The sequence below is a fragment of the Paraburkholderia largidicola genome (assembly GCF_013426895.1).
Taxonomy (GTDB): domain Bacteria; phylum Pseudomonadota; class Gammaproteobacteria; order Burkholderiales; family Burkholderiaceae; genus Paraburkholderia; species Paraburkholderia largidicola.
In genome coordinates this window covers 540,689-561,430 of record NZ_AP023175.1, presented here as the reverse complement: position 1 = coordinate 561,430, position 20,742 = coordinate 540,689, and the positions used below count along the sequence as shown (strand labels likewise).

19 protein-coding genes are annotated in these 20,742 nt (G+C 62.2%); 12 read left to right on the top strand and 7 right to left on the bottom strand.

Annotated elements, in window-relative coordinates:
* Positions 1-113: 113 nt before the first annotated feature.
* Positions 114-503, bottom strand: coding sequence for a DUF3022 domain-containing protein (locus tag PPGU16_RS19245; RefSeq protein WP_180724374.1), 390 nt, complete (start codon positions 501-503; stop codon positions 114-116).
* Between the two features lie 173 nt (positions 504-676).
* Between PPGU16_RS19245 and PPGU16_RS19240 the strand changes: the two genes are divergently transcribed.
* The 3 genes from PPGU16_RS19240 to PPGU16_RS19230 all read left to right on the top strand — a co-directional run bounded on the left by PPGU16_RS19240 (position 677) and on the right by PPGU16_RS19230 (position 2,225).
* Complete coding sequence (locus PPGU16_RS19240; RefSeq protein ID WP_180724373.1) at positions 677-1,102, top strand: TOBE domain-containing protein; 426 nt, start codon at positions 677-679, stop codon at positions 1,100-1,102.
* 148 nt (positions 1,103-1,250) lie between these two features.
* Entirely contained in the window at positions 1,251-1,742 is a 492-nt protein-coding gene (locus PPGU16_RS19235; protein WP_007744073.1) for a molybdopterin-dependent oxidoreductase, read from the top strand.
* A gap of 159 nt (positions 1,743-1,901) precedes the next feature.
* On the top strand, positions 1,902-2,225 hold the full coding sequence (locus PPGU16_RS19230; protein WP_035991166.1) for a winged helix-turn-helix domain-containing protein: 324 nt from the start codon (positions 1,902-1,904) through the stop codon (positions 2,223-2,225).
* Positions 2,226-2,250: 25 nt separating this feature from the next.
* Here PPGU16_RS19230 and PPGU16_RS19225 read toward each other — a convergent pair whose 3' ends face one another.
* From PPGU16_RS19225 to PPGU16_RS19210, 4 genes are all read right to left on the bottom strand, one after another.
* Complete coding sequence (locus PPGU16_RS19225) at positions 2,251-3,567, bottom strand: DUF2325 domain-containing protein (protein WP_180724372.1); 1,317 nt, start codon at positions 3,565-3,567, stop codon at positions 2,251-2,253.
* Positions 3,568-3,666: 99 nt separating this feature from the next.
* Positions 3,667-4,191: a hypothetical protein gene (locus PPGU16_RS19220; protein WP_180724371.1), complete on the bottom strand. Its 525-nt coding sequence runs from the start codon at positions 4,189-4,191 to the stop codon at positions 3,667-3,669.
* A gap of 91 nt (positions 4,192-4,282) precedes the next feature.
* Positions 4,283-5,116 carry a DMT family transporter gene (locus tag PPGU16_RS19215; RefSeq protein WP_180724370.1) on the bottom strand — a complete coding sequence of 278 codons (834 nt, stop codon included), beginning with the start codon at positions 5,114-5,116 and terminating at the stop codon, positions 4,283-4,285.
* A gap of 169 nt (positions 5,117-5,285) precedes the next feature.
* Entirely contained in the window at positions 5,286-6,680 is a 1,395-nt protein-coding gene (locus PPGU16_RS19210; protein WP_180724369.1) for an FAD-binding oxidoreductase, read from the bottom strand.
* Positions 6,681-7,587: 907 nt separating this feature from the next.
* On the opposite strand from PPGU16_RS19210, the gene PPGU16_RS19205 reads away from it, so the two are divergent.
* The 8 genes from PPGU16_RS19205 (at position 7,588) to PPGU16_RS19170 (ending at position 16,964) form a co-directional block, all read left to right on the top strand.
* A complete protein-coding gene (locus PPGU16_RS19205) occupies positions 7,588-8,700 on the top strand; it encodes an ABC transporter ATP-binding protein (protein WP_180724368.1) in 1,113 nt (370 codons plus the stop codon).
* Positions 8,687-9,793, top strand: a complete 1,107-nt coding sequence (locus PPGU16_RS19200) for an ABC transporter ATP-binding protein (RefSeq protein ID WP_180724367.1) — start codon at positions 8,687-8,689, stop codon at positions 9,791-9,793. The genes PPGU16_RS19205 and PPGU16_RS19200 overlap by 14 nt, the downstream gene beginning before the upstream one ends.
* Positions 9,793-10,686 (top strand): carbohydrate ABC transporter permease, encoded by an 894-nt coding sequence (locus PPGU16_RS19195; RefSeq protein ID WP_180724366.1) that lies wholly within the window; start codon positions 9,793-9,795, stop codon positions 10,684-10,686. Before PPGU16_RS19200 ends, PPGU16_RS19195 begins: the two co-directional genes overlap by 1 nt.
* On the top strand, positions 10,679-11,491 hold the full coding sequence (locus PPGU16_RS19190) for a carbohydrate ABC transporter permease (protein WP_180724365.1): 813 nt from the start codon (positions 10,679-10,681) through the stop codon (positions 11,489-11,491). Before PPGU16_RS19195 ends, PPGU16_RS19190 begins: the two co-directional genes overlap by 8 nt.
* A complete protein-coding gene (locus PPGU16_RS19185) occupies positions 11,491-11,772 on the top strand; it encodes a DUF2160 domain-containing protein (RefSeq protein ID WP_180724364.1) in 282 nt (93 codons plus the stop codon). The genes PPGU16_RS19190 and PPGU16_RS19185 overlap by 1 nt, the downstream gene beginning before the upstream one ends.
* 86 nt (positions 11,773-11,858) lie before the next feature.
* Positions 11,859-13,601 (top strand): ABC transporter substrate-binding protein, encoded by a 1,743-nt coding sequence (locus PPGU16_RS19180; RefSeq protein WP_180724362.1) that lies wholly within the window; start codon positions 11,859-11,861, stop codon positions 13,599-13,601.
* 341 nt (positions 13,602-13,942) lie between these two features.
* On the top strand, positions 13,943-16,180 hold the full coding sequence (locus tag PPGU16_RS19175) for a TonB-dependent receptor (RefSeq protein ID WP_180725135.1): 2,238 nt from the start codon (positions 13,943-13,945) through the stop codon (positions 16,178-16,180).
* A gap of 100 nt (positions 16,181-16,280) precedes the next feature.
* Entirely contained in the window at positions 16,281-16,964 is a 684-nt protein-coding gene (locus tag PPGU16_RS19170; protein ID WP_180724360.1) for a Fe2+-dependent dioxygenase, read from the top strand.
* Between the two features lie 3 nt (positions 16,965-16,967).
* On the opposite strand, the gene PPGU16_RS19165 is transcribed toward PPGU16_RS19170, so the two are convergent.
* On the bottom strand, positions 16,968-17,879 hold the full coding sequence (locus PPGU16_RS19165; protein WP_180724359.1) for a DMT family transporter: 912 nt from the start codon (positions 17,877-17,879) through the stop codon (positions 16,968-16,970).
* Positions 17,880-17,980: 101 nt separating this feature from the next.
* Between PPGU16_RS19165 and PPGU16_RS19160 the strand changes: the two genes are divergently transcribed.
* On the top strand, positions 17,981-18,859 hold the full coding sequence (locus tag PPGU16_RS19160) for a LysR substrate-binding domain-containing protein (protein WP_180724357.1): 879 nt from the start codon (positions 17,981-17,983) through the stop codon (positions 18,857-18,859).
* Positions 18,860-18,915: 56 nt separating this feature from the next.
* On the opposite strand, the gene PPGU16_RS19155 is transcribed toward PPGU16_RS19160, so the two are convergent.
* Positions 18,916-20,628: a lactate permease LctP family transporter gene (locus PPGU16_RS19155; protein WP_180724355.1), complete on the bottom strand. Its 1,713-nt coding sequence runs from the start codon at positions 20,626-20,628 to the stop codon at positions 18,916-18,918.
* Positions 20,629-20,742 lie beyond the last annotated feature (114 nt).

The window sequence follows — 20,742 nt, the reverse complement described above, 5'->3', positions numbered from 1 at the left end:
GATGGAAGGCCGCGTGTGCGACGTCGCGAGCACACAGGCTCGCGCGTTAGCATAGTCTATTGCCGTTGGCGGCGGGACTGGAAGCCCTCCCGGCCCGTCGCCTGGTTGGGGCGCTACAGCATGTCGTACGGTTCGTCGGGCACGTCGAAGACGCTGTCGTCCACATCGAGTTCGATCGAACAGCTATCCGTCGATGCCGGCTGCGCGCGCGACACTTCGACATGCTGCCGCACGAGATCCCTCAGACGATCCTGCACGACGCGCCGTTTGGCCGTATCCAGCGCCGCATAGCGGTCGATCTGCGCATCGCCGAGCCTGAGCGTCACGACGCAGCGCGCATCGAGCGTTGTGTCGCGGCCCGTTTCGACGACCCAGGATAGCATCAGATACGTCGTGGCGCCTTCCTGATAGGCGCTGACAGTGGGCGCTTTCGGGGATTCGAACGTCCCGACGAGGGCCAGTTCGATTTCCTCGATGCGTTGCGACAATCCAATCGTGTCCATGGCGGCTCCTTTATCTGGTTTCTTCTGACTATGAGCAACCGGGATGCCACCGTCTTGTCATGCGCCCGTCACATTGCGTGCCGTGAAGGGCCGACAGCGCCGATGACGGCTGTCACAGGCTGCGCGGTACACTGCGGAACAACACACAACGGGGCAACCCGAAGGAGAGTCGCATGCGTACCAGCGCCCGTAATCATTTCGCCGGCCAGGTCACGGCCGTCAAGGCCGGCGCCGTCAACGACGAGATCACGCTCCGCACCCAGGACGGGCTCGAGATCGTCGCGGTGATCACGCACGGCAGTGCGTCGTCGCTCGGGCTCGCGGCGGGCAAGCCGGCGTTCGCGCTCGTCAAGGCTTCGTCGGTGATCGTGATGGTCGATGCCGACAGCAGCAAGGTGTCGGCGCGCAACTGCGTCGCGGGCACGGTCGCGTCGGTCACGAAAGGCGCCGTCAACAGCGAGGTCATCATTTCGGCGACGGGCGGCGCGCAGATCGCCGCGATCGTCACCAACGACAGCGTCGACCGTCTCGGCCTCGCCAGCGGCAAGGCGGCTGCAGCGATTTTCAAGGCGTCGAGCGTGATCGTCGGCGTCGACTAGCGAGTTTCGGCGGGCGGCTCGCATGTCATAAGCCGTGCGATATGCCGCCTATGTCGTGCTTCCCTTCGGCAGCCAGCCCGCGAGCAGCGTAATATATCCACCGATACATCGTGGAGCATGACAGCGCCGCAACGCAACGGAGAGGACGATGGGAATGACTGGCTCGGCGGCGCTGCCGCTGCAGGAGACGACGGCAGGCGCCGTCATGCTGGCGGGCGATTTTCTGCGCCCGATGCAGGTGACGATCGACGATCTGCGGCAGCACGCAAGCGTGACGGCCGATCCCTTCGACCTGCGCTGCTACACGACGAACCGCTTCATCCGCAAGGTCGATCAGTATCGCGGCGTGCTGCTGAAGGATCTGATCGATATGGCGGGCCTGCGCAACGACCGGCCCGGCGATTTCAAGCGGACCATTTTCATCGCGCACGCTCACGACGGCTACGCGGTGACGTTCTCATGGCATGAGCTGTTCAATACGCCCATCGGCGAACGCGTGCTCGTTGCGTTCGAGCGCGGCGACCAGCCGCTTTCCGTCGACGAAGGCGCGCCCATTCTGTTTTCAGCCGCTGATATTCTTCCCGCGCCGCGTCATGTGAAACGGCTCGCGGGTGTGGTTGCGCGCGTGCTCGAGCTTTGATGCCGTTGTCGCGCCGTCGCTGCGGGCGTGAGCCGCCGCGTACTGGTGCAATTGCCGATTGAAGTCCAGCGTATGGCATCGTGTATGCTTGCGCGCATGAGTCAACCGGCAAACAACATGAAGACATCGGCACATCCGAAGCCCGAGGTGCGCTTCAGAATGCGCATTCAGCAGGAAGACACGATCGCGCTGGGACCGGGAAAGGTCGCGCTGCTCGAAGCGGTGCGCGAGCATGGTTCGATTTCGGCCGCGGCGCGCAGTCTGAACATGTCGTATCGGCGCGCATGGCTGTTGATGGATGAATTGAACCGTTCGCTGAAATCCCCGGCGACGGTCTCCGAGCATGGCGGCCAGAGCGGCGGCGGCAGTGCGCTCACGCCTGTCGGCGAAGAGATTATCCGGCTCTATCGCGGCATCGAAGCGCAGGCGTATGCCGCATGCGCGGACGATATCGCCGCGCTGACGAAGATGGTGCGGCGTTAGATTTCACGCTGTTTGCGAATGACGCCTAGCCGTGACGCAGACAGAAGCGCGGCGCTCCGCCGGACTGGGTATTCGTCTGCGCGTCGGCATTGAGCCGGCCGATCAGTTCGACGAAACTCGCGACGCTCGCGGTACGCAGCGGATACCACGCAATGTGGCCGCGCTCGCAGACGCGCTTGAGCATGTTCATCGAGTCGTGATCGATGCAGTCGACGGGAAACACCACCATATCCGCGCCCGGCAATGCAGCCGCCAGCAGACCCTTGCGATCTTCTATGCCGCCGTCGTGCACGGTCATCTCGCCGCCCGCCGATTCGACGATCCGTTTGATCGCCGCATTCGAACCCGGCCTTCCTCCGACATACACGATGCGCATGCGCTCCAGGATCGCCAGCGAGGCTGAACGTCCGGACGGGTCGTCGCCTGCCGTGGCCTGAAGCGTGCGTTCCAGCGCGCTCGCCTCGGCTTGCAGCGTTTTCACGAGCGCATCCATTTCATCGAGCCGCGCGCGCAATGCGCGCGCGCTTTCCTGCTCGGCCGCGACGCGCTGTTCGGCGGCTTCACGGCGGTTCGTATGCAGCGCGAGACGTTCGTCGCGCGCCGTCAATGCTTCGCGCAGCAGCTGGACTTCGGCGCGCAATGCGTCGTCGGTGTCGGCATCCTGGGTCCTCGCTTGCGCTGCGCGCGTTTCCAGTTCCTGCGCTGCGGCATCGCGCTGCAAGCTGATTTCCTGCAGACGGCTTTGCTGGCGATCGACCTTTGTGCGCAGCGCGACATTCTCTTCTTCCAGCGCGACGAGCCGCCGGATATCCGCGCGATTCGCGGCGCCGACCAGATGCGACAGCATGTGCAGATCGCCGAACGCCGATTGCCGCACGCTCATGGTGGTTTGCGGATGCGTCATCAGCGCCCAGTAGGCGGGCGGAATGTCGCCGCTCTTGAGCGCGTCTTTCCATAGCGCGAGCACGGCATCCGGGTCCTTCGCCTTGTCGAACAGGCGGATCGCGCCCGCATAGCGTTCATCCAGTGCCTTATGCAGCGCCTTGCCGCCGGCGCCGCCTTCGATCGCGAGTTCGACGGCCGTGTGATGAATTTCGAGGTCGGTGGCGCGCTGACGGTCGAGGTCGGTGAACTTCGGCACGAGCTTGCGCAGTTCATGCGTGCTCAGACACGTGCCGATGATCGAGCAATGCAGGTGCGCATCGAGTTCCGCGAGCCGCGTGCGTCGCTTGAGATCGGCGAGTTGCGCTTTCGACGGCGCGCAGCAGGGATCGGCGCGTTGCGCAGAACCGATGGACGTATCGATGCCCGGGCGGGCGAGACGAAAGGGCGGAGCGTGCATGAGGACCTCTATCCGGACGTGACGGCGGACCGGGGTGGATGCGCGAGCGGGTTGTCGAAATATACCATTGAATATATCGGGTGCGCGCCGGGGCGACAATCAGTGCACCGGTTCGGGTTGACGCCTGCGTGCTGGCAGCGGCGAGGGCTTGAGGGCCACCGTGCGCGGCGGCACGGGCTTATGACGCTCCAGCACGTGCTCGACGCACAGCCCGACGAGAATCGCGTCGACGCGCTCCAGTGCCGTCACCGTTTCGCGCATGGCCGTCTCGTCCGTGCTGAAGGACTCGGAAAACACCGCGTCGCGCGTACGTTCGAGCACGCGCGCCTGGCGGATCGCGATCTTCAGCTCGCGCAGCCGCGCAAAACGGGCGGCTTGCGCTTCGTTGGCGAGCATCGACAGCAATTCGCGCAGCGATGCGGAAGACAGGCCCTCGGCCGTCAACGCAGCCTCCCGCGCGGCTGCGAACATTTGCACGAAGCGCGTGACGCTGCTGCGCAGACGCCGGAACGCGTCGACTACGTCACGAATCTGCTGCGCGCGCACGTCGGCCGACAGCGGCTTGAGCGTGCTGATTTTCCCGGATAACGCATCCTTTGACGCATCGCGACGAGTGCTGCCCACCCCGACTCTCCCGAGATTCAAAACGATCGATGTATTCTACCGTATATATCGATGCGTCTGTCACGTCGAGATCCGATCGTTCGTTCGATGGTCAGCGGCGGCCGATTACGAGCGCGATGCCGCCCAGTATCGCGGCGGCGCTCAACGCGAGTCGCGCGGTCAGCGGTTCGCCGAGCAGCACGATGCCGCCGACGGCGGCGATCAGCGGGACGCTCAGCTGCACGGTCGCGGCCGTGGCCGCCTTGATCTCCTTCAATGCGGCGTACCAGACCACATAGCCGACACCCGACGTCAACGCGCCGGATATCGCCGCGAAAAGCAGGCCCGTTCTGTCGATCGATGCGCGCGCAAACATCGCAAGGCTGATCGCCGCCGCAAACGGGATGGCGCGAAAGAAGTTGCCGGCGGTGGTGGCCGTGGGATCGGCGGCGCGTTTGCCGCGCAGCGAATACGCGCCCCAGGCGATGCCGGCGCACAGCATCAGCAGCGACGCGAACGGAGGCGGCGCGCTCACGCCGGGCAGCACGAGCGCGACGAGGCCCGCGAGCGCACACGCGAGACCAGTCCATTGCAGCATCTGCAAACGCTCGCCGCGCGAGAACGCGTAGCCGATCATCGTCGCCTGCACCGCGCCGAACAGCAGCAGCGCGCCCGTTCCCGCCGCCAGCGACACATAGGCAAACGAGAACGCCGCTGCATAAGCGAACAGCGCGAATGCGGAAAGCCAGTTGCCGGCGATGGGCTGCGATTTGCCGCGCCTGCGCAGAATGATCCACAACACGATGGCCGCCGACACGATGCGCACGGACGTAAACGTTGCGGGATCGATCGAGGTGCCCTTCAACGCGATGCGGCATAGCAGTGAATTGCCCGCGAAGGCGAACATGGCGACGATCGTCAGCAAGGCGATGCGCATGCGCGGCATGGTGGGTTGGACGGAAAAGGAGAACGTCGTGGGCCTGCACGCTACTGTAGCGTGAGGCGATGCATCCACGCATGGCGCAGTGCAGCGTGAACGACGGAAGCGGGGCGTTGAAAACGATGCCGGATAGCAACGGGACAACGATTGCTACCCGGCATGTTGGAGGCGACGTTCAGGCCATCGAGGATGGCTTGATGTTCTGGTTATGTCGGAACAGGTTCTGCGGATCGTAACGGTCCTTCACTGCAACCAGTCGCGCGTAGTTCGGACCATAGGCCGCGCCCACGCGGGCGGTTTCTTCCTCCGTCATGAAGTTCACGTACACGCTGCCGATCGCGAACGGCGCCGATGCGTCGAAGAACGCGCGGGACCATGCAATGCAGCGCTCGTCGTCGGCGGCTTCCGTCCAGCGGCCGTGCACGTTCATCACGTACTTCGCGTCGCGATTCGAATAAGCCATGGCATCGGGCGCCACGCGCATCGTCTGGCCGCCAATCGCGCCGAAAAAGATCTCGCACTGCGGCGACGGCAGTTTGGCAATTGCATCGACGAACGCGTCGATCAGGCCGTCGTCGAGCGTTGCGAGATTGTGCGACTTCCAGTAGTTGCGCGCGCCCGGCGTCAGGAGTGGATCGAATGCCTGTTGCCATGCGGTGAAGGGCATCGGTCCGAGATGTTCGCCGTAGGGCGTGCCGAACTTGCGCACTTCTTCGACCACGGCAGGACCGTTCGCGACCGGACCCGTGTAGCAGACGGCAAAAGCAATGATTGGCTTGCCGTGTACGTCGGCGGGCAGGAAGGGGAGCGGCGGCGCGAAGCGCGCGACGGCCCACACAGTCAGCTCATCGGGCCAGGTTTCCAGCGCGGCGCGGTATTTGACGAGCGCGTCGCGCGCCTGATCCATCGGCAGCACGACGAGTCCGCCATAGACCTCGGGTCCCACTTCATGCAACTTGAACTCGAACATCGTGACGACGCCGAAGTTGCCGCCGCCGCCGCGAATCGCCCAGAACAGATCTTCATGCGAATCGGCGCTGCAGCGGATCGATTCGCCATTGGCGGTGACGACATCGGCTGAAATCAGGTTGTCGACCGTCATCCCGAAGCGCCGGCTGATCCAGCCGAACCCGCCGCCAAGCGTGAGGCCCGCGACGCCCGTCGTCGAATTGATGCCGAGCGGTGTGGCGAGACCGAAGGCTTGTGCTTCGTGATCGAAGTCGCGCAGCAGACAGCCCGGCTCGACATAGGCGCGGCGCGCGACGGGATCGATACGGGCGGACTTCATTTGCGACAGATCGAGCAGCATGCCGTCGTCACACACGGCGCTGCCCGCGATGTTGTGGCCGCCGCCGCGCACGGCGAGCAGCAACTGGTTGTCGCGCGCGAAATTGACGGCGCGACGGACATCGGCCGTGCCCGCGCAGCGAACGATGATCGCGGGACGACGGTCGATCATCCCATTCCAGATACTGCGTGCTTCATCGAACGTTGGATCGCCGGGCAATACGACCTGGCCCCGCGTGAGAGCTTTGAATTCGTCGATTGCACTGCTGGACAGATTCGCCATGCTACACCTCCGGTACGGACAAACAACGTCCAAACTCCTCGATCATGTCTGATCAAAGTAGTTCGGACGACCTGGCTTTCGTCCAGTAAACGAGTCGGATCGTCGCGCACAAATTAACGTATACCCGCACGCCTTCGCGTTTGATCCAGGTTCCTTTGAATACGAGCCGGTACGTGAGAAAGCCCCGCAAAACAAGGCTCTTTTTTGAATGGACTCACGGATGGAGTGCTTCGTAAATTGCGTGTCCGGCGTGTGCCTGCTGACGCGCAAAGGCGTATTGCAAATGCGCCGAACGAACCATAAGAAACCATAAGCCTGCTGTCTATTTCATTGCGCGAAAATCGAGCGCATGCGATTGACTTGCGCACACCGATTACGGCCTTCGGCCCGCCGTTTTCTGGAGTTCAGACGAATTGCACATCCGCCCGGCGTGCCACATTTCTTCTGTTACGCTGACCGCCAACTTGCGCTCTGTAAGTCAACCAGCGTCAATGCGTAATAGATTGTTCTACAGTCCGTAAGTACAGTAGATGGTGATTGTTCACGTTTTGTATGGTTAACCCCGATTTAAACGTAAACGAACAAAAGAGAACATTGTTGCTGTTGTTTTGATTTCCTTTTTGAACATGGGTCGTTTGGCCTGTTTTTGAAGTACCCGAATAAAAACCATCGGGACAATGGATCGACAACAGCTTCTCCGGCGCCCGTGCGGCGCTATCCCTTGCCCTGCCTCTCGTCAGCAAACCGGGCCGCCCCTCGCGGTGCCCGGGGTATATGAACGTCCGTAGTCGATTCACTGTTGTCGCCGTACCAAAGCATCTGCATTTGCATCGAAGCCGCGGTTGAACAAAGAACAAGCAGAAGAAAAGCGAAGCTGCATCAGAAGCATCGAACAAAGGAGAGCAATTTGGTTTTGGAACTCGAGCGGGTCACCGTCGTTTCGGGCGGGCTGACGCATCTGTACGGCGTCGATCTGCGGCTCGTCCCGGGGGCGATCAATGTGCTGCTGGGTCCCACTCAGGCAGGCAAGACCACGTTGATGCGCGTGATGGCAGGGCTCGACAAACCCACGACGGGGCGCGTGCTGGCCGATGCCCAGGACGTGACGGGCGTGAGCGTGCGTCAGCGCAATCTCGCGATGGTCTATCAGCAGTTCATCAACTATCCCGCGATGACGGTGTTCGACAACATCGCGTCGCCGCTCAAGCTGCAAAAGACAGAAGCGGGGGAAATACGGCGCCGCGTGAACGAGGTCGCGTCGAAGTTGCATATCGAACATCTGCTGGACCGGCGTCCCGGCGAACTGTCGGGCGGCCAGCAGCAGCGTTGCGCCTTGGCGCGCGCGCTGGTCAAGCGCACCTCGCTCGTACTGCTCGACGAACCGCTCGTGAATCTCGACTACAAGTTGCGCGAGGAATTGCGCGCCGAACTCACGACACTTTTTTCCGACGGCAAGACCACCGTCGTCTATGCGACGACGGATCCACTCGAAGCGCTGCTGCTCGGTGGCTATACGGCCGTCGTCGACAAGGGCCGCGTGCTGCAGTTCGGCCCGACGCTCGACGTCTACAACGCACCCGCGAACGTCGATGTCGCCGCTGTGTTCAACGACCCGCCCATGAACATGCTGACGAGCGAACTGCTGGAAAACGGCGACGCGCGTCTGCCCATCGGCATCGACGTGCCCGTGCGCGGCGCGGCGGCCACCGCTGTCGGGACGGGCACCTGCCGGATCGGCATCCGGCCCGGCCATTTGCGTCTCGCGCCGCGCAACGCGCATTCGATTGCCGTGCCTTGTCTGCTCGAACTCGCCGAGCTGAGCGGCTCGGAAACCTACCTTCACTTGCATACGCGTCAGGGCGGCATCGATCTCGTCGCGCAGTTGCAAGGCGTGCATCAGATTGCGCTGGGCACGCAGCTCGACGTCTATATCGACCCCGACGAACTGTTCGTGTTCGGCGCGGACGCGAATCTTGTCGCGCGTCCCAAGGTGCAGGAGGTGGCATATGGCGCGCATTGAGTTTCAGAATCTCGGCCATGCCTACCAGCCCAATCCCGCCACACTCGACGATTACGCGCTGCAGCCGATGAGCATGGTGTGGGAAGACGGCGGCGCTTACGCGCTGCTGGGTCCTTCGGGTTGCGGCAAATCGACCTTGCTCAATATCGTGTCGGGTCTGTTGACGCCGTCGGAAGGCAAAGTGCTGTTCGACGGACGCGACGTCACCGTGCAAGGCGCGCGCGAACGCAATATCGCGCAGGTGTTCCAGTTCCCGGTGATCTACGACACGATGACCGTGTTCGACAATCTCGCCTTTCCGCTGCGCAATCGCGGGCTGCCCGCGGCCGAAGTCCGCACGCGCGTGCATGAAGTGGCCGACATTCTCGACATGGCGCGTGAGTTGCCGCGCAAGGCGAGCAATCTGTCGGCGGATGCAAAGCAGAAGATCTCGCTTGGACGCGGACTCGTGCGAAAAGACGTGGCGGCGATTCTCTTCGACGAACCGCTGACCGTCATCGATCCGCACATGAAGTGGATGCTGCGGCGTCAACTCAAGAAGATCCACCAGCAATTGAAGCTCACGCTGATCTACGTGACGCACGATCAGGTCGAGGCGCTGACTTTCGCGGATGAAGTCGTCGTGATGACGAATGGACGCGTCGTGCAAAAGGGCGGGCCGGAAGCGCTGTTTCTTCGCCCCGATCATGCCTTCGTCGGCTATTTCATCGGCAGTCCGGGGATGAACCTGTGCCCCGTGAGTCTCGATGAAGGCGCGATCAAGCTGGGCTCGCAGCGCGTCGCCGTCGACGCGAATACGCTCGCGACGCTCAAGAGCACGAACGGCGATCTGAAGCTCGGCATCCGCCCTGAGTTCGTGCGTCTCGCCAACGACGGCGAAGCGGGTGCCGTCAAGGCGCAAGTCACGCGCGCGCAACAGCTCGGCAACTATCAGCTCGTGACGGCGAACTGCGAAGGTCACGTCTTCAACGCAAAGATGGAGCCGAATTTGCGCGTCGTGGATGGCCCCGTGTGGTTGCGCGTCGCTGCGCCCGAAACCGTCTATTTCAGCAACGACGAACGCATTGCGGTGCGAGCCGCAGGAGGCGCGTGATGAACAAGCCGCTCAACCAGAAGGCGTGGCTGCTCGTCGTTCCCGTTTTCATCTGCGTCGCGTTTTCCGCGATCCTTCCGCTGATGACGGTCGTCAACTACTCGGTGCAGGACATCATCAGCCCGACGCAGCATGTGTTCGTCGGCACGGAATGGTTTCGCAACATCATGACCGATCCCGATCTGCGCGGCGCATTGGGCAGGCAGATCGTTTTCTCGGCCTGCGTGCTGCTGTTCGAAATTCCGCTCGGCGTAGCGCTTGCACTCGCGATGCCGGCGTCAGGCTGGCGCGCGTCGGCGGCGCTCGTGGTGCTCGCGATGCCGCTGCTGATTCCATGGAACGTGGTCGGCACGATCTGGCAGATCTTCGGCCGGCCCGATATCGGTCTGCTCGGCTACGTGCTCAATCGTATCGGTGTCGACTACAACTACACGGCGAGTCCGACCGACGCATGGGTCACGGTGCTCGTGATGGACATCTGGCACTGGACGCCGCTCGTCGCCTTGCTGTGCTATGCAGGACTGCGCGCCATTCCCGATGCTTTCTATCAGGCCGCGGAGATCGACGGTGCAAGCCGCTTTGCGGTGTTTCGCTATATCCAGCTGCCGAAGATGCGCGGCGTGCTGATGATCGCGGTGCTGTTGCGCTTCATGGACAGCTTCATGATCTACACGGAGCCATTCGTGCTGACGGGCGGCGGTCCCGGCGACTCGACCACGTTCCTGAGCCAGTACCTGACGCAAAAGGCCGTCGGTCAATTCGATCTCGGGCCTGCCGCGGCGTTCTCGCTGATCTACTTCCTGATCATCCTGCTGCTCTGCTTCATTCTCTACAACTGGATGGAGCGCGTCGGCAAGGGCGGTCCTGCAACGACGGGAGACGACAATGCGTGACAACCGCCGCTGGATACGCGCGCTCGTCCTGCTCGGCTATATCGCGTTCGCGTTGATTCCGCTCTACTGGATGCTGTCGATCTCGCTGCGCACGAACGAAGAAACGATGTCGGCGTTTTCGATCTGGCCGCATCAGGTGACATTCGACAACTTCAAGGTGATCTTCACCGACCCGTCGTGGTACTGGGGCTACATCAATTCGATTGTTTATGTATTGATGAATACGGTGATGTCGGTACTCGTCGCATTGCCGGCTGCGTACGCGTTCTCGCGCTATCGCTTTCTCGGTGACAAGCATATGTTCTTCTGGCTGCTCACCAACCGGATGACGCCGCCCGCCGTGTTCCTGTTGCCGTTCTTCCAGCTTTATTCAAGTGTCGGACTGATGGACACGTATGTCGCCGTCGCGCTCGCGCACATGCTGTTCAATGTGCCGCTCGCGGTGTGGATACTCGAAGGCTTCATGTCGGGCGTGTCGCGTGAAATCGACGAGACCGCGTATATCGACGGCTATTCGTTCCCCGCGTTTTTCATCAAGATCTTTCTGCCTTTGATCAAGGCGGGTGTCGGCGTGACGGCGTTCTTCTGCTTCATGTTCAGCTGGGTCGAACTGCTGCTTGCGCGCACGCTGACCACCGTCAACGCCAAGCCGATTGCTGCCGTGATGACGCGCACGGTATCGGCGGCGGGCATGGATTGGGGCGTGCTGTCCGCGGCCGGCGTGCTCACCATCATTCCTGGCGCGCTCGTCATTTACTTCGTGCGCAACTACATCGCGAAGGGCTTTGCGATGGGGAGAGTGTGATGTTCACGTGGATGTACTGGACACCGGAAGTCGCGATCTTCTTCGGCTGCGTCGTCGCGATGCTCGCGGGCATGACGTTATGGGAGTTGCGCGCGCCGACTATCGAACGCAAAGGCTTTCTGCCGATTGCGACGACGCGTGGCGACAGGCTCTTTATCGGACTGTTGACGGCGGCTTACGTGAATCTCGCATGGATTGCGATCAGCGGCGAAGGCGCGAGCGCATGGCCGGGCTTTGCGGCGTCTGTCGTCGTGCTGCTCGCGGTCATGTGGAAGGGATAAAGCGTCAAGAATAAACCGGTTTCGTTGATGCCCCGGGCGGCAACCGGCTGATGATCCAAAGGGGTGTGGAGACACAGGAGAAGACCATGCAACACAGGAGACGGATCGTCGCGCTCGCAGTGGCAGGAGTGGTCGCGGGGGCTTGTGCGAATCACGCTGCACTGGCGGGTACGCCAGAAGCGCAGAAATGGGTCGATAGCGAATTCCAGCCGAGTACGCTGACCAAGCAGCAGCAGATGGACGAAATGAAATGGTTCATCGATACAGCTGCGAAACTCAAATCGCAAGGCGTCAAGGAAGTGCACGTGGTGTCGGAAACGATCGACACGCACATGTATGAATCGAAGACGCTTGCCAAGGCATTCACGGAAATCACGGGCATTCAGGTCAAGCACGACATCATTCAGGAAGGCGATGTCGTCGAGAAGCTGCAGACGTCGATGCAATCCGGTCAAAGCATCTATGACGGCTGGATTTCGGACTCGGATCTGATCGGCACGCACTATCGGTATGGCGTGATCGTGCCGCTGTCCGATTACATGGCGGGCGAGGGCAAGCAGTACACGAATCCGGGCCTCGATCTGAAAGACTTCATTGGCACGAGTTTCACGACTGCGCCGGATAAAAAGCTCTATCAGTTGCCCGACCAGCAGTTCGCCAATCTGTACTGGTTCCGCGCGGACTGGTTTGCGCGCAAAGATCTGCAGGACAAGTTCAAGGCGAAGTATGGCTATGATCTCGGCGTGCCTGTGAACTGGTCGGCGTATGAAGACATCGCCGACTTCTTCACGAACGACGTGAAGACCGTCGACGGTGAAAAAGTCTACGGCCACATGGACTACGGCAAGAAAGACCCGTCGCTTGGATGGCGCTTCACGGACGCATGGCTTTCGATGGCGGGCGAAGCCGATAAGGGCATTCCGAACGGCATACCCGTCGACGAATGGGGCATTCGCGTGACGCCGGACGGCTGCCATCCCGTGGGTGCATCGGTGTCGCGCGGTGGCGGCACGAATAGCCCGGCTGCCGTTTTTGCCACTACCAAGTACGTCGACTGGCTGAAGAAGTATGCGCCGCCTGAAGCGTCCGGCATGACGTTCAGCGAGGCGGGCCCGGTTCCCGCGCAAGGCAAGATCGCGCAGCAGATCTTCTGGTACACCGCGTTCACGGCGTCGATGCTCAAGCCCGGCAACGTGACGAATGCGGACGGCACGCCGAAATGGCGCATGGCGCCGTCGCCGCACGGCCCGTACTGGAAGGACGGCATGCAGAACGGCTATCAGGACGTCGGCTCGTGGACCTTCTTCAAGTCGACGCCCGCGAACCAGCGTGCCGCCGCATGGCTTTACGCGCAATTCGTGACGTCGAAGTCGGTATCGCTGAAGAAGTCGATTGTCGGTCTCACGTTCATTCGCGACTCCGACATTCATAGCGATTACTTCACGAAGAACGCCGACAAGTACGGCGGCCTGATCGAGTTCTATCGCAGCCCGGCGCGTGTCGCGTGGACGCCGACAGGCAACAACGTGCCTGACTATCCGAAGATGGCGCAGCTCTGGTGGAAGAACGTCGCGACCGCGGCCGCCGGCGAGAAGACGCCGCAAGCCGCGATGGACAGCCTCGCGAAGGAAATGGACCAGGTGCTGGGCCGTTTGCAGCGCGCCGGCATGAAGGTGTGCGCGCCGGAATTGAACGCGGAAAGCGATCCGTCGAAATGGCTCTCGGATCAGCATGCGCCCTGGAAGAAACTCGCCAACGAAAAGCCGAAGGGCGAAACGGTCAAGTACGACCAGTTGCTTGCAGCGTGGAAGGCGGGCAAGGTTCGCTAGTCATTCGATGTAGAAAAGCGGGAAGGTTGAAGCGGGCGGTGTCGAAAGACGCCGCCCGTTTTTTATTGGTTTTCATCGGCTCGAAACAGCAATTAAACAGGCACGATTCATCCATCAATCGAAGCGAACTGTCATTTAAAAGAGTGATGCGCAATGACCACATATGCCTTACGGGTGATTGCGAACCATTACCGTTCATGTAATGATACCGATTCTCATTTAGAAGGAGCCGGCCGGGGGGACAGTTACCGGCGGGGCGGTTCGCGTGGACACGCGAACCGGACGGGCAGGCACCGCCCGTTGCACCAAGAAAAAATCAGTTACAACGACAGGGAATCGTGATGCTTCGAACCACGCCACTCGCAGCGGCCGTCATGGCCGTCTTTGCGACGCCGCTCTACGCTCAAACGACGGCGCCAGCCACACCGGCAGTACAGGTTGCCCAGGCTGCAACGTTCGCTTCTCCCGCCAGCCAGCCCTCGGCCAGCCAGCCTTCCGAAAGCAACACCCTGCCCGCCGTCAAGGTGACGGGGCAGGTCGACAACGCCACCGACTTCCAGCCCGATACGTCGAGTGTCGGCGCGAAGGTGCCGACCGCGCTGCGCGATATTCCGCAGGCCGTCACCGTCATTCCGAAGGCTGTGCTGCAGTCGCAGGCTGCGAGTTCGTTCTCCGACGCGCTGCGCAACGTGCCCGGCATCACCATCGGTGCCGCCGAAGGCGGCCAGATCGGCAACAACATCAACCTGCGTGGCTTCTCGGCGCGTACCGACATCTATCTCGACGGTTTCCGCGATCGCGGCCAATACTATCGCGACACGTTCAACCTCGAATCGATCGATGTGCTGTATGGTCCGTCGTCGCTGTACTTCGGGCGCGGCTCGACGGGCGGCGTGATCAACCAGGTCAGCAAGGAGCCGCAGCTGAAAAAGCGCGCCGACGTCTCCGTGCAGGCAGGCACGCATGACCGTTATCGCACCACGGTCGACCTCGACACGCCGATCACCGACACCTCGGCGTTCCGTATCAACGCGTTCGGCCAGAGCCTCGGCTCGTCGCGCGACGTGATGAAGAACAAGGACTATGGCGTCGCGCCCGAAGTGAAGTTCGGCATCGGCACGCCGACGGAAATCACGCTGTCCGCGCTGATCCAGCACAACCGCGATCAGCCCGACTACGGCGTTCCGCCGCTGAACGGCCATCCCGCGCCCGTGAATCGCGGCACGTTCTACGGCTACACCGATGACCGCACGATTCAGGACGTCCAGACCTTCAGCGCGCGCATCAAGCACCGCTTCAACGACGACGTGACGGTGCGCAACCAGACGCAGTTCAGCCACTACAGCACGGACGCGCGCGCGACCAATGCGGCGGCGGTGCTGACGGGGCCGCTGTCGACGTCCACGGCGCTTGCCAACGGCAACTTCACGAATATCGATCCGTCGAAACTGTTCGTGAAGCTGCAGGGCAAGGACCGCAACATCAACGACCACTCGGTCTACAACTCGACCGACGTCGAGTGGAAGTTCAACACGGGCCCGGTCAAGCATGACCTGCTCGCCGGCGTCGATCTGAGTCACGAAACGTATAGCAACCAGACGTTCACGGCGACCTCGCCGGGCATGACGTCGAACACGATCGGTGTCGTGCCGCTGATCGATCCGCCGTACACGCCGCGCCCTGCGAACGTGAAGGAAGTAGCGACCAATCTCGCGGAATCGAGCGCGAACGGCGTGGGCCTGTATTTGAACGATACGATCTCGCTCGGCGAGCACTGGAAAGTGGTGGGCGGCGTGCGCTGGGACCGCTACGAAGCGTCGATCAAGAATTCGATCAACCTGCCGGGCTACGCGACGCAGACCAATTTCTTCACCAGCGTGCGCGGCGGCATCATTTATCAGCCGGCCGACTGGCAGTCGTACTATGTGTCGTACGGCACGTCGTTCGATCCGTCGCTCGAAGCGCTGACGCTCACCAACGGCCAGCAGAACCTGCCGCCCGAGCACAACAAGTCGTATGAAGTCGGCGCGAAGCTGGATCTGCTCGGCGGCGGTCTGTCCGTCACGCAGTCGCTGTTCAACATCGAAAAGACGAATGCGCGGACCGCGAACCCCGACGGCAGCTACACGCTCGACGGCGATATCCGCGTGCGCGGCTATCAGTTGGGTCTTGCCGGCCACATCACGGACAAGTGGCAGGTGTTCGGCGGCTACACGTACATGGACGGTGTGATCCTGCAGGCGTTCGACGGCACGCAAGGCAAGACGCCCGCGAATACGCCGCGCAATACGCTGACGCTGTGGACCACGTATGCGTTCACGCCGCATTGGGAAATCGGCGGCGGTCCGACGTACATGTCGTCGCGCTATGCGGCCAACAACAACCTCGTGCAGGTCGGCGGCTACACGCGCTGGGATGCGATGGCTGCGTATCACGCGAAGCGTTACGACGTCCAGATCAACGTCTTGAACCTGACCGACAAGAACTACTACGACGCGCTGATTCCGTCCGACGGCGGACGCGCGGTGCCGGGTTACGGCCGTACGTTCCTCGCGACGCTAAACTATCGCTTCTTCTGATCGCACGAAGCGATAGCCCACGGCACGCCGCGCGCCCGCCCGCTTGAAGCAATTCATGCGGAGGCGCGCGGCGCTGCCGCTTATGCAGGAACGTTGAACCATGATTGTTTCGATCCCGGACGTACTGAGTCCCGCCGAAGCCGCCGCGATGCGCGCGGCGCTCGAAGCCAGCGATGCATGGGTGGATGGCCGCGCGACGGCCGGCTATCAGGGCGCGCCCGTCAAGCGCAACCAGCAGATCGCGGAAGGCTCGCAGATCGCGCTGGAAATGGGCGACCGGATTGTCGCGTCGCTGGAACGTCACCCGCTGTTCATCAGCGCCGCGCTGCCGAACAAGGTGTATCCGCCGCTCTTCAACCGCTATGAAGGCGGGATGCACTTCGGCAGTCATGTCGATGGGGCGATCCGGCTCGTGCCGGGCAGCGGCGTGCGCGTTCGCACCGATATTTCGATCACGCTGTTTCTCACGCCGCCGGATGAATACGACGGCGGCGAACTGCTGGTCGAAGATACCTTCGGCGTGCAGGAAGTGAAGCTGCCTGCGGGACATGCCATTGTGTATCCCGGCACGAGCCTGCACCAGGTGCGGCCCGTGACGCGCGGTGCGCGCGTTTCGAGTTTCTTCTGGGCGCAAAGCCTCGTGCGCGACGACACGCAACGCGCGATGCTGTTCGATCTCGACGGCGCGATACAGCGCCTGAATGCCTCGAACGGCGATGAAGCGGCGCGCCGTACGCTGGTGGGTTGTTATCACAACCTGCTGCGTATGTGGAGCGACACCTGATCGTTACGCTGGCCGTCGCGCCACGGTCGCGGTCTTTTGCGGACTGCGACCGCTTTGCAGCAGGAACACACCGCCGAGTATGCAGGTCATCGCGAGCAGATCGAGCGGATGAATCGGTTCGTGCGCGACCAGCACGCCGATTCCCAGTGCAATGACGGGCGGAATATACGTGACGCTCGAAGCTGCAAGCGCGCCGAGCCGTTGCACGATGAAGTAGTACAGGATATACGCGACGCCTGTGCCGAGCAGACCAAGCCCGAGCACGATGCCGACGGCGGCGCGCGCATCGTGCGCAATCTGCGTCATGCCGTTGAATGGCGTCACGCAGGCAATCGTCAACAGCGCAAAACCGATCTGCCATGTCGACAGCGCGACGGGCGACATGTCGAGCTTCGACAGAAAGCGCCGCGCGTAGACGAACGAGCAGCCCACGCTCAACGATCCCGCCGCCATATAGGCGACGCCGCTCAGATCGACGCTCGCGACGGCGCCATTCCACGGCCGCGCGATCATCAACACGCCAACGAACCCGCACACCACGCCGATCATCATGCGCAGGCTGGGTCGTTCCGCGCGCAACAGCGCCCACGCGCAGACGAACGAGAAAAGCGGTATCGCACCGCTCAACATGCCCGCCACGCTCGACAGCAACAGCGACGCGCCTTTGGCAAACGCATAGTAGTAAACGCTCGTCGCGAGCAGCGACATCACGACGAAGTGATGCGCATGGCGCAATTGCTTCCACGCGAGCGCTTTGGTCGCGAAGGCGTAGACGAGCAGCGGTAAAAAACCGAACAGCACGCGCAGGAACACGATCTGCGCGGGCGTGATCCATAGGCTGGCCCACTTCATGAAAAGAAAATTGCTGCCCCAGATCAGGCCGAGCAGCGCGAACGCGAGATAAGCGGGATTCATGGCAAACACCATCGGATGCGAGGACGATGCGCCGATTGTGCTGCGCGCACGGATGCGGTACAAACGATTTGTTCTCGTCGATACTGCAGAAAAACTATCCTATGTCCGGTATGCCACCCTTAAAAGCGCTGGTCGCGTTCGAATCTGCAATGCGTCTGAACAGTTTTTCTGCAGCCGCCGATGAACTGAACGTGACGCCCGGCGCGGTTGGCCAGCAGATCCAGAAGCTCGAGGCGTGGCTCGGCGTCGCGCTGTTCGCGCGTCAGGTGCGGCAGATCGTTCCAACGGACGAAGCGCGCGCCTACTACGCACAGATTCAGCCCGCGCTCGCGCAGATCATGCATGCAAGCCGCCGCGTGCGTGAGAACCAGAGCAAGGGCGTGCGCGTGTCGATGCCGCCCAGCTTCGCGGCCAAATGGTTCGCGCCGCGCATGACGGACTTTCTGATCGCGCATCCGGACATCGCGCTGGAGCTGAATACGACGACCGCGATGGTCGATTTCGAACTGCAGTCGATCAATCTGGCCGTGCGCTATTTCGACGGCAACGCGCCCGATCTGCACGTGCAACTGCTACATGCCGATGAAGCGCGCGTCTATTGCAGTCCATCGTATGCGAGACGTTTGAAGCTGAAAGGCCCGGACGATCTGCAACGAGCAACGCTGCTGCACAACACGCTGCATCCGCACTGGACGACGTGGCTGAAGAAATTCAGCAAGCTGTCTACGCGGCAGATCGACGGCATTGCAGGCATTCATTTCGACCAGTCGCTGATGGCGATCGAGGCCGCTGTGCGCGGGCAGGGCGTCGTGCTGACGAGCGCGGTGCTGACGGAAGCGGAGATGGCAGCGAAGTCGCTGATCGATCCATTCGGCCAGAGTCTGCCTTTGAAGACCGCGTATTACCTCGTGCATCCGCAGTCGATCGAACTCAAGCCGGGTGCGGCGACCCTGAAGGCGTGGTTCATCGGCGAGCCATGAACAGAAACGCCCGCTCAAGAGAGCGGGCGTTCATCATGCGCGATACAACCGGACGATCAACCCGGCAACATGCCAGGTAGCACGTAAGCCTGCAACAGCGTGATCAGACCGACGATCAGCGCGAACAGCAGGCTATGCCGCACCGTGAAGCGGAACAGTTCCGACTCGCGTCCGACCAGCCCCGTCGCCGCGCAGGCCACGGCAATCGACTGCGGCGAGATCATCTTGCCCGTCACGCCGCCCGTTGTGTTTGCAGCCACGAGCAAGGTGTCCGACACGCCGATCTGATGCGCGGTAGCATGCTGAAGCGAGCAGAACAGCGCATTCGACGACGTATCCGAACCCGTCAGGAACACACCGAGCCAGCCGAGCACAGGCGAGAAGAACGGGAAAGCGGCGCCCGTTCCGGCGAGCAGCAGCGCGAGCGTCGACGACATCCCCGAGTAGTTCGCAACGAAAGCGAACGACAGCACGAGACCGATCGACAGCACCGGGCGGCGCAGTTCCTTCAGCGTTTCGCCGAACGTCGCGAGTGCATCGCGAGGCTTCACGCGCAGCAGCACCATCGAGATCAGCGCCGTCGCGAGGATCGCCGTGCCGACTGCGGAGAGCAGATCGATCTTGAGCACGGCTTCGTACGCTTTCGGGGTCGCGACGATGGGCGCCGTCTTCATCACGAGTTGATCGAGCGCGGGCACCTTGAACTTGAGGATGCTCCACGCGAGCGCGCCCTTCGACGCGAACAGCGCCTTGAACGGTTGCAGGCTCCAGATGGTGACGACGGCAGTCAGAATGCCGAACGGCGCCCATGCGCGGATGGTTTGCGCAAGCGTATAAGGCGACGCGCGACGGCTGACGCCCACAGCGCCATTCGAACCGCCTCCAAAGCCGCCGAATCCCGACAACGCCGCTGCGCCACCACTTACAGCCCCACGTGCCGTATCGCGAGCGCGGCGCGGTTGCCAGACCTTCAGGAACGACGCGAGCGCAACGAGGCTGACGAGCGCCGACGTGATGTCCGGGAGTTCGGGTCCGATGTGATTCGACGTGAAGTATTGCGTGACGGCGAAGCTGCCGCCCGCGACCAGTGCCGCCGGCCACGTTTCCTTGAGGCCGCGCTTGCCGTCCATCATGAACACGAGCCAGAACGGCACGGCGAGCGAAAGCAGCGGCAATTGACGGCCCGCCGTCGCGCCGATCAGAAACGGATCGATGCCCGTCACCTGGCCCGCGACGATGATCGGAATACCCATCGCGCCGAACGCGACGGGCGCGGTGTTCGCGATCAGGCACAGACCCGCCGCCTTGATCGGGTCGAAGCCCAGCCCGACGAGCAGCGCCGCTGTGATCGCGACGGGCGCGCCGAAGCCCGCAGCGCCTTCGAGAAACGCGCCGAACGAAAAGCCGATCAGCAGCAGTTGCAGACGCTGGTCGTCGGTCAGTGCAAGCACGGATGCGCGGATGATGTCGAACTGTCCCGTCTTCACGACCAGTTTGTAGAGGAACACGGCCGTGACGATGATCCACGCGATCGGCCATATGCCGTACGCGAAGCCGAAGCCCGCCGCCGCGAACGCCTGCTGCACCGGCATGCCGTACGCGAAGATCGCGACGGCCAGCGACAGCGCCAGCGTGCCTGCCGCCGCGACGTGACCCTTCAGTCGCAGTCCCGCCAGCGCGACGAAGAAAAAGACAATGGGAATGCTGGCCGCGAGCGCGGATAGCCAGAGGCTGCCGAGGGGCAGGTAGGTCTGATACCACGTGTGCATGTCGGTCTCCTCCGAATATGCGATTGATGAATTCTTGTCGGCGGCGCGCAGCCGCGCCCGGTGCATCGCCGCTCAGGCGATGCACGCATATCGATCTACGGGATTGAAAGCGCG

What these genes read in the sequence shown, in the direction of transcription:
- PPGU16_RS19225 (WP_180724372.1), bottom strand. Translation starts at nt 3,567, where the DNA reads ATGCACGCTCCGCCCTTTCGTCTCGCCCGCCCGGGCATCGATACGTCC.
- PPGU16_RS19190 (WP_180724365.1), top strand. Translation starts at nt 10,679, where the DNA reads ATGCGTGACAACCGCCGCTGGATACGCGCGCTCGTCCTGCTCGGCTAT.
- PPGU16_RS19245 (WP_180724374.1), bottom strand. Translation starts at nt 503, where the DNA reads ATGGACACGATTGGATTGTCGCAACGCATCGAGGAAATCGAACTGGCC.
- PPGU16_RS19240 (WP_180724373.1), top strand. Translation starts at nt 677, where the DNA reads ATGCGTACCAGCGCCCGTAATCATTTCGCCGGCCAGGTCACGGCCGTC.
- PPGU16_RS19215 (WP_180724370.1), bottom strand. Translation starts at nt 5,116, where the DNA reads ATGCCGCGCATGCGCATCGCCTTGCTGACGATCGTCGCCATGTTCGCC.
- PPGU16_RS19165 (WP_180724359.1), bottom strand. Translation starts at nt 17,879, where the DNA reads ATGAATCCCGCTTATCTCGCGTTCGCGCTGCTCGGCCTGATCTGGGGC.
- PPGU16_RS19155 (WP_180724355.1), bottom strand. Translation starts at nt 20,628, where the DNA reads ATGCACACGTGGTATCAGACCTACCTGCCCCTCGGCAGCCTCTGGCTA.
- PPGU16_RS19185 (WP_180724364.1), top strand. Translation starts at nt 11,491, where the DNA reads ATGTTCACGTGGATGTACTGGACACCGGAAGTCGCGATCTTCTTCGGC.
- PPGU16_RS19170 (WP_180724360.1), top strand. Translation starts at nt 16,281, where the DNA reads ATGATTGTTTCGATCCCGGACGTACTGAGTCCCGCCGAAGCCGCCGCG.
- PPGU16_RS19210 (WP_180724369.1), bottom strand. Translation starts at nt 6,680, where the DNA reads ATGGCGAATCTGTCCAGCAGTGCAATCGACGAATTCAAAGCTCTCACG.
- PPGU16_RS19175 (WP_180725135.1), top strand. Translation starts at nt 13,943, where the DNA reads ATGCTTCGAACCACGCCACTCGCAGCGGCCGTCATGGCCGTCTTTGCG.
- PPGU16_RS19195 (WP_180724366.1), top strand. Translation starts at nt 9,793, where the DNA reads ATGAACAAGCCGCTCAACCAGAAGGCGTGGCTGCTCGTCGTTCCCGTT.
- PPGU16_RS19235 (WP_007744073.1), top strand. Translation starts at nt 1,251, where the DNA reads ATGGGAATGACTGGCTCGGCGGCGCTGCCGCTGCAGGAGACGACGGCA.
- PPGU16_RS19230 (WP_035991166.1), top strand. Translation starts at nt 1,902, where the DNA reads ATGCGCATTCAGCAGGAAGACACGATCGCGCTGGGACCGGGAAAGGTC.
- PPGU16_RS19200 (WP_180724367.1), top strand. Translation starts at nt 8,687, where the DNA reads ATGGCGCGCATTGAGTTTCAGAATCTCGGCCATGCCTACCAGCCCAAT.
- PPGU16_RS19160 (WP_180724357.1), top strand. Translation starts at nt 17,981, where the DNA reads ATGTCCGGTATGCCACCCTTAAAAGCGCTGGTCGCGTTCGAATCTGCA.
- PPGU16_RS19180 (WP_180724362.1), top strand. Translation starts at nt 11,859, where the DNA reads ATGCAACACAGGAGACGGATCGTCGCGCTCGCAGTGGCAGGAGTGGTC.